Genomic DNA, 12,609 nt, shown 5'->3' on the forward strand with positions numbered 1-12,609 from the left:
CCTGGGGGCAGATGCGCGCGTCCCCTTGGCGCTCACCTCGATATCGTGGGGGGCAAACAGGGCGGTCGCGTGCGCAGGCACAGGCGATACTGGCCCGAAACAAATGTAGGAGCGAGCTTGCTCGCGATGCGTCGCGCGGGCGGCGCTCGATCTCGAAGGCGCTGAAAATGTCGCGGTCAGCCACCGCTCGGCCAAATCATCTCCCGCCCCTTGTAATCCTCTGGTGGCACCCCAATAAAAGCTGTTAGATTTCAGTCGGTTGAAACACCGGCCCGTTTGGCCGGCAAAGGACACCACGATGATTGCAAAAGAAGCCCGTCAGGCCCTGGCGCTGCAGCGCTTTGCCGAAGCCAGTCCGCAGTTGCTCGAGGAGATCCGCGAGCTGAATGCGCGCGAGCAGGCCCAGCAGATCGAGTGGGCGTTCGAGGATGCAGCCGCGGAGCAGGGTATTGAGCCCTGGGAGTTGGCGCTGCAATTGATTGCCGAGTCCCCGGAGCAGCTGCAGGCCATGCGTCTGGAAACGCACCGTGAAGTGGCCGAGGCGCTGGGGCTGGAATGGGAGGAGTACTGCCAGTTCAACGAAATCGATCCTGAATAAAGGAGGCGAATTCTTTGCTGGTAGTTGTTTGACAAGGTATTTCGGCTGCAGGCCGCCCCGGGCGCCGTGCAGTCTCTGTTGGAAGCAGGTCCGGCGCTGTGCCGTGCGGGCCTTGAAAGTTAATCGACCGGCGTTGTTTTCAGTCGTCCCGTGTGGGGTGACTTCTGCTGCGTGACTCACTAGAATGTTTGCCCTTGATTCTGGAGTCGGGCTAACGCCGGCTAACGTCTGTGCAACGAGGAATATCCATGCAAGTTTCTGTTGAAAACACTTCCGCTCTCGAGCGCCGCATGACCATCGCCGTTCCGGCCGAGCGCGTCGAGAACGAAGTCAACAAGCGTCTGCAGCAGACTGCCAAGCGCGCCAAGATTGCGGGCTTCCGTCCTGGTAAAGTGCCGATGACCGTGATCCGTCAGCGTTTCGAGGCGGACGCCCGTCAAGAGGCTTTCGGTGACCTGGTCCAGGCTTCCTTCTACGAAGCCATCGTCGAGCAGAAGCTGAACCCGGCTGGCTCTCCGGCTGTAGAGCCGAAGTCCTTCGAAAAGGGCAAGGATCTGGAGTTCGTCGCCATCTTCGAAGTGTTCCCGGAGTTCACGGTTGCAGGCCTCGAGTCGATCAAGGTCGAGCGCCTGAGCGCCGAAGTGGCTGACAGCGACCTGGACAACATGCTGGAAGTGCTGCGCAAGCAGAACACCCGCTTCGAGGCCGTCGAGCGCGCTGCGCAGAACGACGACCAGGTCAACATCGATTTCGTCGGCAAGGTCGACGGTGAAGTGTTTGCCGGTGGTTCGGCCAAGGGCACCCTGCTGGTACTGGGCTCCGGCCGCATGATCCCGGGCTTCGAAGAGGGTCTGGTAGGCGCCAAGGCTGGCGAAGAGCGCGTTGTCAACGTGACCTTCCCAGAGGACTACCAGAACCTGGATCTGGCTGGCAAAGCCGCCGAGTTCACCATCACCGTCAACAGCGTTTCGGCACCTGTGCTGCCAGAGCTGAACGAAGAGTTCTTCGCCCAGTTCGGCATCAAAGAATCGACCCTGGAAGGCTTCCGCGCTGAAGTTCGCAAGAACATGGAGCGTGAGCTGCGTCAGGCGATCAAGACCAAGGTCAAGAACCAGGTCATGGACGGTCTGCTGGCCGCCAACCCGATCGAAGTGCCAAAAGCCCTGCTGGAAAACGAAGTCAACCGTCTGCGCGTGCAGGCTGTTCAGCAGTTCGGTGGCAACATCAAGCCTGAGCAACTGCCAGTCGAGCTGTTCGAAGAGCAAGCCAAGCGCCGTGTCGTGCTGGGCCTGATCGTGGCCGAAGTGGTCAAGCAGTTCGAGCTGAAGCCGGACGACGCCAAGGTTCGCGAGATGATCGAAGAAATGGCTTCGGCTTACCAGGAGCCTGAGCAGGTCATCGCCTGGTACTACAAGAACGACCAGCAACTGAACGAAGTGCGTTCGGTTGTGCTGGAAGAACAAGTTGTAGATACTGTTCTGCAGAAAGCGACTGTGACCGACAAGTCGGTCTCGTACGAAGAAGCCGTTAAACCAGCCGAGGCTCCTGCCGCTGCGGAGTAACAGGCTTCTCTCGTAGGAAACCTCCACAAGCCAGCCTTCGAGCTGGCTTGTGCGTATTCAAGCCATGACTATTTGGGAGTGAGCGCAGGACATGTCCCGCAATTCTTATATTCAGCAGAGCTCTGACATCCAGGCCGCAGGCGGCCTGGTCCCGATGGTTATCGAGCAGTCCGCCCGTGGCGAACGTGCTTACGACATCTACTCGCGCCTGTTGAAGGAGCGTGTGATCTTCCTGGTTGGCCCAGTAGAGGACTACATGGCCAACCTCGTCGTTGCGCAACTGCTGTTCCTTGAGGCAGAAAACCCGGACAAGGATATCCATCTGTACATCAACTCGCCGGGTGGTTCCGTCACCGCCGGCATGTCGATCTACGACACCATGCAGTTCATCAAGCCGGACGTTTCGACCATTTGCATCGGCCAGGCCTGCAGCATGGGCGCCTTCCTGCTGGCGGCAGGTGCCAAGGGCAAGCGTCATTGCCTGCCGAACTCGCGCGTGATGATCCACCAGCCGCTTGGCGGCTTCCAGGGTCAGGCCACCGATATCGAGATCCACGCCCAGGAAATCCTCAATATCAAGGCCCGTCTGAACGAGCTGCTGGCCTATCACACCGGCCAGGACCTCGAGACCATCAAGCGTGACACCGAACGTGACAACTTCATGAGCGCCTCGCGCGCAGCCGAGTACGGCCTGATCGACTCGGTCTACGACAAGCGGCAACTGGCCTCCTGAACCGGGAGGTCAGAGCAGGTGGGCGTCGAAAGCGCCTACCTGCGGACTTGAAAAAGCCCGCAATTGCCTTCATCTTGTGTTGCAAGCCTACCGGATTGGATCGATCGAATGACTGACACCCGTAACGGCGAGGACAGCGGCAAATTGCTTTATTGCTCCTTCTGCGGCAAAAGCCAGCACGAAGTGCGCAAACTGATTGCCGGGCCCTCGGTATTTATCTGCGACGAGTGCGTCGACCTGTGCAACGACATCATCCGTGAGGAGGTGCAGGAAGCCCAGGCCGAGAGCAGCGCGCACAAATTGCCTTCGCCGAAAGAAATCAGCGGCATCCTGGACCAGTACGTCATTGGTCAGGAGCGCGCAAAGAAGGTGCTGGCCGTAGCGGTGTACAACCACTACAAGCGCCTGAACCAGCGTGACAAGAAGGGTGACGAAGTCGAACTGGGCAAGAGCAACATCCTGCTCATCGGGCCGACTGGCTCGGGCAAGACCCTGCTCGCCGAAACCTTGGCACGCCTGTTGAACGTACCGTTCACCATTGCTGACGCCACCACCCTGACCGAAGCCGGTTATGTGGGTGAGGACGTCGAGAACATCATCCAGAAGCTGTTGCAGAAGTGCGACTACGACGTGGAAAAGGCCCAGATGGGCATTGTCTACATCGACGAAATCGACAAGATCTCGCGCAAGTCGGACAACCCGTCCATTACCCGTGATGTCTCGGGTGAGGGCGTGCAGCAGGCACTGCTGAAACTGATCGAGGGCACCGTGGCCTCGGTTCCGCCGCAGGGTGGCCGTAAGCACCCGCAACAGGAGTTCCTGCAGGTTGATACCCGCAACATCCTGTTCATCTGTGGTGGTGCGTTTTCGGGCCTGGAAAAGGTCATCCAGAACCGTTCCACCAAAGGTGGCATCGGTTTTGGCGCCGAAGTGCGCAGCAAGGAAGAGGGCAAGAAGGTTGGTGAGTCCCTGCGTGAGGTCGAGCCGGACGATCTGGTCAAGTTTGGCCTGATTCCGGAATTCGTCGGCCGTCTGCCGGTACTGGCTACCCTTGACGAGCTGGATGAGGCTGCGTTGATGCAGATCCTCACCGAGCCGAAGAATGCCCTGACCAAGCAGTATGCCAAGCTGTTCGAGATGGAAAGCGTCGACCTCGAGTTCCGCAGCGATGCGCTCAAGGCCGTTGCACGCAAGGCCCTGGAGCGCAAGACTGGTGCCCGTGGCCTGCGTTCGATCCTCGAAGGCGTTCTGCTCGATACCATGTACGAGATCCCTTCGAAAAAGGATGTCAGCAAGGTGGTTATCGACGAGAGCGTCATTGAGGGCACCTCGCAGCCGCTGATGATTTACGAAAACAGCGAACCGCAAGCCAAGGCCGCACCAGACGCCTGATTCAGGCAATGGCCGGTTTTCGGTTGCAAGCAAGAAGGGGGCCTACGGGCCCCTTTCTGCTTTTCCTGTGCAAGCGCTTGTAATTTCCCAAGCATGCCCCCACATTAGGTCCAAGCATCATTTCCACCGGTTTCCGGCCATAAGGCCGCTGTAGAGGCGAAATCATGAAGACCACCCTCGACTTGCCTCTTTTGCCATTGCGCGATGTCGTTGTTTACCCGCACATGGTTATCCCGCTGTTCGTGGGGCGTGAAAAGTCCATCGAAGCCCTCGAGGCGGCGATGACGGGCGAAAAGCAGATCCTTCTGCTGGCCCAGAAGAATCCAGCCGACGACGACCCGGGTGAGGACGCCCTGTACCGCGTCGGTACCGTTGCCACCGTGCTGCAACTGCTGAAGCTGCCTGATGGCACCGTCAAGGTGCTGGTCGAAGGCGAGCAGCGTGGTGCGGTCGAGCGCTTCTCCGAAGTTGAAGGGCACATCCGTGCCGAAGTCTCCCTGATCGACGAAACCGACACTGCCGAGCGCGAGTCGGAAGTCTTCGTGCGCACCCTGCTGTCGCAGTTCGAACAGTACGTTCAACTGGGCAAGAAAGTGCCTGCCGAAGTGCTGTCTTCGCTGAGCAGCATCGAAGAGCCAGGACGCCTGGTCGACACCATGGCCGCGCACATGGCCCTGAAGATCGAGCAGAAGCAGGAAATTCTTGAAATCGTCGACTTGACTACCCGTGTCGAGCACGTGCTGGCACTGCTGGATGCCGAAATCGACCTGCTGCAGGTCGAAAAGCGCATTCGCGGCCGGGTCAAGAAGCAGATGGAGCGTAGCCAGCGCGAGTACTACCTGAATGAGCAGATGAAGGCCATTCAGAAAGAGCTTGGCGATGGTGACGAAGGCCACAATGAAGTCGAAGAGCTGAAAAAACGCATCGAAGCCGCAGGTCTGCCTAAAGATGCCCTGGCCAAGGCCCAGGCGGAGCTGAACAAGCTCAAGCAGATGTCTCCGATGTCGGCCGAAGCTACCGTGGTGCGCTCGTACCTGGACTGGCTGGTGCAGGTGCCGTGGAAGGCACAGAGCAAGGTGCGTCTGGACCTGACCAAGGCCGAGGAAATCCTCGATGCCGACCACTATGGCCTGGAAGAGGTCAAGGAACGCATCCTCGAGTACCTTGCCGTGCAGAAGCGCGTCAAGAAAATCCGCGGGCCGGTGCTGTGCCTGGTCGGGCCACCCGGCGTCGGCAAGACCTCGCTGGCCGAGTCGATCGCTGCCGCCACCAACCGCAAGTTCGTGCGCATGGCCCTGGGTGGCGTGCGTGACGAGGCCGAGATCCGTGGCCACCGCCGTACCTACATTGGCTCCATGCCGGGTCGCCTGATCCAGAAGATGACCAAGGTGGGTGTGCGCAACCCGTTGTTCCTGCTCGACGAAATCGACAAGATGGGCAGCGACATGCGCGGCGACCCAGCCTCGGCGCTGCTGGAAGTGCTCGACCCTGAGCAGAACCACAACTTCAACGACCACTACCTGGAGGTCGACTATGACCTCTCGGACGTGATGTTCCTTTGCACCTCGAACTCAATGAACATCCCGCCGGCGCTGCTGGACCGGATGGAAATCATCCGTCTGCCTGGCTACACCGAGGACGAGAAGATCAACATCGCCATCAAGTACCTGGTGCCCAAGCAGGTCAAGGCCAACGGCTTGAAGAAGGAAGAGCTGGAGGTCGATGTCTCGGCGATTCGCGACATCATCCGCTACTACACCCGTGAAGCCGGTGTACGGGGCCTGGAGCGGCAAATTGCCAAGGTCTGCCGTAAGGTGGTCAAGGAACATACCGGGCAGAAGCAGGTCAAGGTCAAGGTGGCCAGCGAGCAGCTGGAGCACCTGCTGGGCGTGCGCAAGTTCCGCTATGGTCTGGCCGAGCAGCAGGACCAGATCGGTCAGGTTACCGGCCTGGCCTGGACCCAGGTGGGCGGTGAGTTGCTGACCATCGAGGCCGTGGTCATCCCCGGCAAGGGCCAGTTGATCAAGACCGGCTCGCTGGGCGATGTCATGGTCGAATCGATTACCGCCGCGCAGACCGTGGTACGCAGCCGGGCCCGCAGCCTGGGGATTGCCGCCGACTTCCACGAGAAGCACGACGTGCACATTCACATGCCTGAGGGCGCCACGCCGAAGGATGGCCCAAGTGCCGGTATCGGCATGTGCACCGCACTGGTGTCGGCGCTGACGCAGATTCCGGTACGTGCCGACGTGGCCATGACCGGCGAAATCACCTTGCGTGGCCAGGTATTGGCCATTGGCGGGCTGAAGGAAAAACTGCTGGCGGCACACCGTGGCGGGATCAAGACGGTGATCATTCCCGAGGAGAATGTTCGCGATCTCAAGGAGATTCCTGAAAATATCAAACAGGATCTTCAGATCAAACCGGTCAAATGGATTGACGAAGTCCTGCAAATTGCGCTGCAATACGCCCCGGAGCCCTTGCCAGATGTGGCTCCGGAGATTGTCGCGAAAGATGAAAAGCGCGACGGCGATGCCAAGGAAAGAATTAGCACGCATTAGTAGTTTTCAGCTGGGGGGCTTTCCTTGACAGTTTTTTCGAGGCCTTGCTATAAAGCGGCACGCTATTGTCGTCAGGCCGCCCAGCACACGTTTCATAAGCTTTTCATTACATACTTAGAAACAAACTCAATAGAGAAATAAGGGGACTTAGAGTGAACAAGTCGGAACTGATTGACGCTATCGCCGCATCTGCTGACATCCCGAAAGCTGTAGCCGGCCGTGCGCTGGACGCAGTCATCGAATCCGTCACCGGCGCCCTGAAGCAAGGTGACGATGTGGTACTGGTTGGCTTCGGTACCTTCTCGGTCAAGGAGCGCGCCGAGCGTACCGGCCGCAACCCGCAAACCGGCAAGGCAATCAAGATCGAAGCCGCCAAGGTTCCAGGTTTCAAGGCAGGCAAAGGCCTGAAAGACGCCGTCAACTAAGTCGTCTTTCAGCCGGGCCCGGCCTTGCCTGGTCCGAGCACGGTGATGGCGGGGCGCAAACGTTCCCGCCTGACACGTTTGCTAAGAAAAGGCGCATCCTCGGATGCGCCTTTCTTTTATCAGGATTCTACCCACGCTCCGCGGTTGTCGACGCAGTGGTACAGCCGTTTCTGGGGGACGCATGCTGCAAAATATCAGGGACAATTCACAAGGTTGGATTGCCAAGACCATCATCGGCCTTATCGTCGTGTTGATGGCATTGACCGGTTTCGAAGCCATTTTCCAGGCCGCCACTCATAGCCAGGACGCCGCCAAGGTGAACGGCCAGACCATCAGCCAGAACGAACTGAGCCAGGCGGCCGACATGCAGCGCCGTCAACTGATGCAACAGTTGGGCAAGGATTTCGACCCGGCGCTGCTGGATGACAAGTTGCTGCGTGAAGAAGCACTCAAGGGGCTGATCAGCCGCAAGCTGCTGCTGCAAGGTGCTGAGGATGCCAAGTTCGCATTCTCCGACGCTGCGCTGGACCAGGTGATCTTGCAGACCCCTGAGTTCCAGGTGGACGGCAAGTTCAGCGCTGACCGTTTCGACCAGGTGATTCGCCAGATGGGCTACGGCCGCATGCAGTTCCGCGAGATGCTCGGCGAGGAAATGCTGATCGGCCAACTGCGCACTGGCCTGGCCGGTAGCAGCTTCGTCACCGATCAGCAGGTCGACGCCTTTGCTCGCCTGGAAAAGCAGACCCGCGACTTTGCTTCCCTGACCTTCAAGGCCGACCCGGCCGCAGTCAAGGTCAGCGATGAAGAGGTCAAGGCGCACTACGACCAGCACGCCAAGGAGTTCATGTCGCCTGACCAGGTCGTGATCGACTACATCGAACTGAAAAAGTCGGCCTTCTTCGACCAGGTCAAAGTGACCGACGAAGAGCTCAAGGCCCAGTACGAGAAGGAAATCGCCAACCTCGCCGAGCAGCGCCATGCCGCGCACATCCTCATCGAGGTCAACGACAAGGTCACCGACGCCCAGGCCAAGGCCCGCGCCGAAGAGATCGAGCAGCGTCTGGCCAAGGGTGAGGACTTTGCCGCTCTGGCCAAGGAGTTCTCTCAGGACCCAGGCTCCGCCAACAGCGGTGGTGATCTCGGCTTCGCCGGCCCGGGTGTATACGACCCAGCCTTCGAAGAGGCGCTGTACAAGCTGCAGGATGGCCAGGTATCTGCACCGGTGCGTACCGAGTTTGGCTACCATTTGATCAAGCTGCTGGGCGTGCAGGCGCCAGAAGTACCGAGCTTCGCCAGCCTGAAGGACAAACTGACCCGCGATCTGAAGATGCCACTGGTCGAGCAGCGTTATGTCGACGCCAGCAAGCAACTGCAGGATGCTGCCTACGAGGCTTCCGATCTGGCCCAGCCGGCCCAGGACCTGAACCTCAAGGTACACACCTCCGCTGCCTTCGGCCGCGAGGGCGGTGAAGGTATTACTGCCAACCGTGCGGTGGTGCAGGCTGCGTTCTCTGAAGAAGTGCTGGATGAGGGGGCCAATAGCACCGCCATCGAGCTTGACCCTGAGACCACCGTGGTGCTGCGCGTCAAGGAGCACCGCAAGCCAGAGCAACTGCCGCTGGAAGCTGTGGCCAAGAACATCAGGGAGCACCTGGCCAAAGAGAAGGCGACTGCCGAGCTCAAGGCCAAGGCGGACAAGCTGATTGCCGGCCTGCGCGACGGTTCCATCGCAGCAGGCAGCGTGCACGAAGGCCTGGGCTGGAAAGCCTATGAAGCAGTCACCCGTGGTGAGGACGGTATTGATCCGGCCGAACTGCAGGCACTGTTCCGTCTGGGCAAGCCGCAAGCCAAGGACAAGCCTGTTTACGGCAGTGTAGTGCTGCGTGACGGTAGCCTGGTGGTGTTGCAGCTCAAGGGTGTGAACGAAGGCGCTACCGCCACCGACGAAGAGAAGCAGCAGATTCGCCGCTACCTCGCGTCACGTGCTGGCCAGCAGGACTTTGCCGCTTACCGCAAGCAGCTGGAAGCCAATGCAGACATCACCCGTTACTAAGGTGTTCGTTGCATGAAGAAACAGGCCGCCTCGCGCGGCCTGTTTCGTTTTCGCCAGCCGCGAGGACGGCCATTGTCGAAGACCGCACTGCCTCAGGGGCGGCGCCGACCAGATTCTACCGCTTCACCCCTTCATAACTGTCCAGCGTATCGCGTGCAATCTCTCGCCCCAGGGCGATGAGCTCCGGCGCCTTGTAGAACTCAAAGAACCGGCACACCCGCTTGGGCACGTTGATCAGCACATCCGGCGGATAGCCGGCAATCTTGTACTGTGCCAACGAAGTCTGCATGACCTCGAAGCTCTGGTTGATCAAGTCCAGCAGCGAGGCCGGCCCCACGTTGTCGATGATGAAAGAACCGGTGGCCGACTTCGGCGCGCCCTCGCGCTCCGGGGCCGCCGCTGATTGCTGGCTTTCCGGGTCGGCGCTGTCGGCCAGCCACGGGCTTGGTGGCGCCAACCCTTCGGCGACGATTTCCTTTTCGATGCGGATCAGCTCTTCCGCCGGTTTGCGCCGGAACGGCAGGCGTGAGCCCAGCGAACTCAGCAAGGCGTCAAAACGCATCTTGAACGCTGCCGGGCGCTCAATCACTGGCAACTGGTACTGCTTCTGGTTGGTGGCGTTGAGGTTCACCGCGATGATCAGGTCGCAATGGCTGGACACCACAGGCACGATTGGCAGCGGGTTGAGGATGCCGCCGTCGACAAGCATGCGGTTGCCTTGCATCACCGGCGTGAACAGGCTGGGAATGGCCGCCGAGGCGCGCATGGCCTGGTGCAGGCAACCCTCCTGGAACCAGATTTCCTGTTGGTTGGTAAGGTCGGTCGCCACTGCGGTATAGGGTATGCGCAGTTGCTCGATGTTTATCTCGCCGACGATCTTGCGGATCTGCCCGAACACCTTGTCGCCGCGAATTGCACCGAGGCGAAAGCTGACGTCGACCAGGCGCAGCACATCCAGGTAGTCGAGGCTCTCGATCCAGTTGCGATAGTCGTCCAGCTTGCCGGCGGCATAGATACCGCCAATCACCGCGCCCATGGAACACCCCGCCACGCAGGCTATGTCGTAGCCGCGGCGCTCGATTTCTTCGATCACGCCGATGTGTGCATACCCTCGGGCTCCGCCCGACCCCAGTACCAGTGCCACACGTTTACTCATGAACATTCCCCGGCCAGTGCCATCATGGTCCTACAATGCACCCATCGCTGCCTGTGCTTCAATGTAGATCGTGCTGAGCTACTGTAATAAAACTGGCCAGGCAACGCCGGCTGGGCATGGCACTTTCCAGCTGTCGGAGCGTCGAACAGCCACCGTTTATCCATAGAGGTATTACTGATGAAAGCCTGGATCTGCCTTCCACTGATTGCCTTGGCCCTTGCTGGCTGCGCGGGCAAGACGGCCTACCGTGACAGCTGCGCGACCCAGCTGGATGCCGCCTGGAAGGAGCTGGATCTGGCCAAGGCCGAAGGCTTCGCCGGTGCCGTCAGTTACTCCAAGGCCTTGTCGTTGCTGACCGGGGCCAAGACCCAGCAGCAGTTCGAAGGCTATGAAAGCTGTACCCGCAAAGCCGAAAAGGCCCGCTTCTACATTCGTGAATCTCGCGCTGGGCGCTGACCAGGGAGCATCGTATGTCTGTCATGCTCGACCATGTAGTTGCCCAGATACTGACCTTGCAGGTGCGCTTGCTGGCCTGTCGTGAACGCCTGGCTGCCAATACCGACAGCGAGGCCTTGCACGACTTGCGTATCACCTTGCGGCGCCTGCGCAGTCTGTTGAGGCCGTTGCGTGGGCTGCCCGGCGTGGAGCAGCTTGAGGATGCTGCAAGTTCGCTGGGTACCCTTACCACGCCCTTGCGTGATCGTGAGGTACTGGCGGCCGAGCTGATCGGGCGCGGTCATGCGGCAGCCGGGCAGCGGCGTCTGCAGGGGCGTGACAGAACCTTTGCAAGTGTCGCTGCCAGCCCGCAGCTGGCCAGGGTACTGGCGATTGTTGACGCCTTTCCATTGTTCCTGCGTGCGGCGGGCCGGGAGGGGCTGGTCAAATCGCTGGACAAACGCATCGACAAGCGCCTGGTCAAACAATGGCGCACGTTGCACGAAGCGTTGCAGGACCCGGCTCACGATCGCCACCGGCTGCGTTTGCTGATAAAGCGTGCACGCTATGGCGATGAGGCCTATCCGCAACTCGATCACGCAGGAAAGAAACTGCAACGTGTACTGAAAAAGGCTCAGGCCGACCTGGGCGATTGGCACGACCGCCTGCAATGGCTGCTGCAAGCTCGCGACCATGCCGACCTGCTGCCCTGCAAGGCCGATTGGGAGCAGGAGCTGCATGAGGCGGAGCGCCAGTCAGATGTGACGCTGGATACCCTGCAAGAGGCGCTGGCGCGGCGTTATCACGGAAAATGACCGATTTGCGGGCTGATTGTCCGGGGTTTGCTGGCTAGGATGAGTGGACCTTTTCCTTTGCAGGCAGGAGCCGGCCAATGAATTTCAACCAACTGCTCGACGCCGTGCGGGCCAACCCGGATTCCGTCAGCATTCCGCCCAGCTGGGCTCAGGGGCGCGCAGCCTTTGGCGGCCTGATGGCGGCCATGGTGTACGAAGCCATGCGCCTTAGGCTCTGCGACAGCCGCCCGGTACGCTCATTGGCCATCAGCTTCGTGGCACCAGCGGCTGCGGATGTGCCCATCCGCTTCGAGGTGGAGGTCTTGCGCGAAGGCAAGGCGGTTAGCACGTTGCTGGGCCGCGCCGTTCAGGATGGCCAAGTGGTCACCTTGGTGCAGGGCAATTTCGGTGCGGGCCGGCCTTCGGTGGTGGAAGTGCCGGCGTTACCTGCCGTTGAAATGCCTGCGCTCGACGCGGCGGCCCCGGAGTTGCCCTATATCAAAGGCGTTACCCCTGAGTTCATGCGGCATGTTGCCCTGCGCTGGGCGGTAGGTGGGCTTCCGTTCAGTGGCAATAAGTCGCGCAAGATGGGCGGCTGGGTGCGTTTGCGGGATGTGCTGGAAGAACCGGTGAACGAGGCGCACTTGCTGGCGTTGGTCGATGCCTGGCCACCCAGCCTTATGCCGTTTCTCAAGCAGCCCGCTGCGGGCAGTACGCTGACCTGGACCATTGAGTTCATCCAGCCTACGGCGAAGTTGTCGACCCTGGATTGGTGCCGATACTGCGTGGAGACCGAGCATGCGCGGGATGGCTATGGGCATGCTGCTGCGGCATTGTGGACAGCGCAGGGCGAGTTGTTGGCCTTGAGCCGGCAGACCGTCACCGTTTTCGCCTGATCCT

General features: G+C 60.1%; 11 protein-coding genes. 10 read left to right on the plus strand and 1 reads right to left on the minus strand.

What is annotated here, in order from left to right:
* Positions 1-298 precede the first annotated feature (298 nt).
* The 7 genes from ACF8EA_RS06790 (at position 299) to ACF8EA_RS06820 (ending at position 9,324) form a co-directional block, all read left to right on the plus strand.
* Positions 299-598 (plus strand): DUF6388 family protein, encoded by a 300-nt coding sequence (locus ACF8EA_RS06790; RefSeq protein WP_392521338.1) that lies wholly within the window; start codon positions 299-301, stop codon positions 596-598.
* 248 nt (positions 599-846) lie between these two features.
* Complete coding sequence (tig, locus tag ACF8EA_RS06795) at positions 847-2,160, plus strand: trigger factor (protein WP_103444061.1); 1,314 nt, start codon at positions 847-849, stop codon at positions 2,158-2,160.
* Positions 2,161-2,251: 91 nt separating this feature from the next.
* On the plus strand, positions 2,252-2,893 hold the full coding sequence (clpP, locus tag ACF8EA_RS06800; RefSeq protein WP_003259400.1) for an ATP-dependent Clp endopeptidase proteolytic subunit ClpP: 642 nt from the start codon (positions 2,252-2,254) through the stop codon (positions 2,891-2,893).
* Between the two features lie 108 nt (positions 2,894-3,001).
* Positions 3,002-4,285, plus strand: coding sequence for an ATP-dependent Clp protease ATP-binding subunit ClpX (gene clpX, locus ACF8EA_RS06805; RefSeq protein WP_003250242.1), 1,284 nt, complete (start codon positions 3,002-3,004; stop codon positions 4,283-4,285).
* Between the two features lie 164 nt (positions 4,286-4,449).
* Positions 4,450-6,846, plus strand: a complete 2,397-nt coding sequence (gene lon / locus ACF8EA_RS06810) for an endopeptidase La (protein WP_392521339.1) — start codon at positions 4,450-4,452, stop codon at positions 6,844-6,846.
* A gap of 152 nt (positions 6,847-6,998) precedes the next feature.
* A complete protein-coding gene (gene hupB, locus ACF8EA_RS06815; protein WP_003250246.1) occupies positions 6,999-7,271 on the plus strand; it encodes a nucleoid-associated protein HU-beta in 273 nt (90 codons plus the stop codon).
* A gap of 181 nt (positions 7,272-7,452) precedes the next feature.
* The gene (locus tag ACF8EA_RS06820; RefSeq protein ID WP_338443723.1) at positions 7,453-9,324 is read left to right on the plus strand and encodes a SurA N-terminal domain-containing protein; all 1,872 of its coding nucleotides are present in this window, start codon (positions 7,453-7,455) and stop codon (positions 9,322-9,324) included.
* Positions 9,325-9,439: 115 nt separating this feature from the next.
* Here the strand turns inward: ACF8EA_RS06820 and ACF8EA_RS06825 are convergent, their stop codons facing one another.
* The gene (locus ACF8EA_RS06825; RefSeq protein ID WP_252458302.1) at positions 9,440-10,480 is read right to left on the minus strand and encodes a patatin-like phospholipase family protein; all 1,041 of its coding nucleotides are present in this window, start codon (positions 10,478-10,480) and stop codon (positions 9,440-9,442) included.
* A 177-nt stretch (positions 10,481-10,657) separates the two neighbouring features.
* Between ACF8EA_RS06825 and ACF8EA_RS06830 the strand changes: the two genes are divergently transcribed.
* The 3 genes from ACF8EA_RS06830 to ACF8EA_RS06840 all read left to right on the plus strand — a co-directional run bounded on the left by ACF8EA_RS06830 (position 10,658) and on the right by ACF8EA_RS06840 (position 12,605).
* Complete coding sequence (locus ACF8EA_RS06830) at positions 10,658-10,936, plus strand: lipoprotein (protein ID WP_003250254.1); 279 nt, start codon at positions 10,658-10,660, stop codon at positions 10,934-10,936.
* 14 nt (positions 10,937-10,950) lie between these two features.
* Positions 10,951-11,730 (plus strand): CHAD domain-containing protein, encoded by a 780-nt coding sequence (locus ACF8EA_RS06835; protein ID WP_392521340.1) that lies wholly within the window; start codon positions 10,951-10,953, stop codon positions 11,728-11,730.
* Positions 11,731-11,807: 77 nt separating this feature from the next.
* Positions 11,808-12,605 carry an acyl-CoA thioesterase gene (locus ACF8EA_RS06840; RefSeq protein ID WP_392521341.1) on the plus strand — a complete coding sequence of 266 codons (798 nt, stop codon included), beginning with the start codon at positions 11,808-11,810 and terminating at the stop codon, positions 12,603-12,605.
* The last annotated feature ends 4 nt before the right edge of the window (positions 12,606-12,609 follow it).

This window comes from Pseudomonas sp. YQ_5 (genome assembly GCF_043103305.1).
In the GTDB taxonomy this organism is placed as follows: domain Bacteria; phylum Pseudomonadota; class Gammaproteobacteria; order Pseudomonadales; family Pseudomonadaceae; genus Aquipseudomonas; species Aquipseudomonas putida_Y.

Bases quoted from the DNA above. Each gene is read 5' to 3' on its own strand.
- clpP (WP_003259400.1), top strand. From the start codon at position 2,252: ATGTCCCGCAATTCTTATATTCAGCAGAGCTCTGACATCCAGGCCGCA.
- ACF8EA_RS06820 (WP_338443723.1), top strand. From the start codon at position 7,453: ATGCTGCAAAATATCAGGGACAATTCACAAGGTTGGATTGCCAAGACC.
- ACF8EA_RS06835 (WP_392521340.1), top strand. From the start codon at position 10,951: ATGTCTGTCATGCTCGACCATGTAGTTGCCCAGATACTGACCTTGCAG.
- ACF8EA_RS06840 (WP_392521341.1), top strand. From the start codon at position 11,808: ATGAATTTCAACCAACTGCTCGACGCCGTGCGGGCCAACCCGGATTCC.
- clpX (WP_003250242.1), top strand. From the start codon at position 3,002: ATGACTGACACCCGTAACGGCGAGGACAGCGGCAAATTGCTTTATTGC.
- tig (WP_103444061.1), top strand. From the start codon at position 847: ATGCAAGTTTCTGTTGAAAACACTTCCGCTCTCGAGCGCCGCATGACC.
- ACF8EA_RS06790 (WP_392521338.1), top strand. From the start codon at position 299: ATGATTGCAAAAGAAGCCCGTCAGGCCCTGGCGCTGCAGCGCTTTGCC.
- lon (WP_392521339.1), top strand. From the start codon at position 4,450: ATGAAGACCACCCTCGACTTGCCTCTTTTGCCATTGCGCGATGTCGTT.
- ACF8EA_RS06830 (WP_003250254.1), top strand. From the start codon at position 10,658: ATGAAAGCCTGGATCTGCCTTCCACTGATTGCCTTGGCCCTTGCTGGC.
- ACF8EA_RS06825 (WP_252458302.1), bottom strand. From the start codon at position 10,480: ATGAGTAAACGTGTGGCACTGGTACTGGGGTCGGGCGGAGCCCGAGGG.